Source organism: Pseudomonas sp. P97.38 (assembly GCF_001269745.1).
Taxonomy (GTDB): domain Bacteria; phylum Pseudomonadota; class Gammaproteobacteria; order Pseudomonadales; family Pseudomonadaceae; genus Aquipseudomonas; species Aquipseudomonas chlororaphis_E.
In genome coordinates this window covers 1-783 of sequence record NZ_LHVJ01000005.1, presented here as the reverse complement: position 1 = coordinate 783, position 783 = coordinate 1, and the positions used below count along the sequence as shown (strand labels likewise).

The 783-nt window shown below is 57.9% G+C and carries 1 protein-coding gene; it reads left to right on the top strand.

Features of this window, described 5'->3' with window-relative positions; translation table 11 throughout:
* The coding region (locus tag AD664_RS27440; RefSeq protein WP_053143629.1) for an IS3 family transposase at nt 1-783 on the top strand (783 nt) is incomplete at both ends.

The following is a 783-nucleotide window of genomic DNA, read 5'->3' as shown; positions in this document are numbered from 1 at the left end:
AAAACAGATMGGCTCAAACAAGGCGCGCAGCCAAAGGCCCGGCGTGCTCGGCATTCAGACGATACGGCTGTAGTTGCAGAAATTCGGGAGCATCTCGGTGATCTTCCCACGTATGGTTATCGCCGAATGTGGGGCCTGCTACGCCGATCCCGCGAGCAGTTGGCACTGCCTACAATCAATGTGAAGCGGGTCTACCGCGTGATGCGTGACCACCGACTTTTGCTGGCACGTCGTGTAAAACAGCCTGGTGTTGCTCGAAAGCATGAAGGTCGCGTTGCTGTTGCTACTAGCAACACCCGATGGTGTTCCGATGGGTTTGAATTTCGCTGCGACGACGGCGCCAAGTTGAGTGTGAGCTTCGCCTTGGACTGCTGCGACCGAGAGGCGATTGGCTGGGTCGCCAGCCCGACAGGCTACAGTGGCGACGATGTTCGCGACTTGATGCTGGAAAGCGTGGAGAAGCGGTTTGGCGATCAGCTGCCCAGCACGCCTGTGCAGTGGCTGAGCGATAATGGCTCGGCCTATATCGCAGAGCAGACTCGGCTCTTTGCACAGCAAATCGGCTTGCAGCCTGTCACGACGCCGGTTCGCAGCCCGCAGAGTAATGGCATGGCCGAGAGCTTCGTGAAGACCATCAAACGCGACTACGTGGCCCACATGCCTCGTCCGAACCGCGAAACGGCGCTACGTAACCTGGCAATCGCTTTCGAACATTACAACGAGCAGCATCCACACAGCGCGCTGAAATACCGCTCTCCCAGAGAGTTCAGGCGCATGAAAACG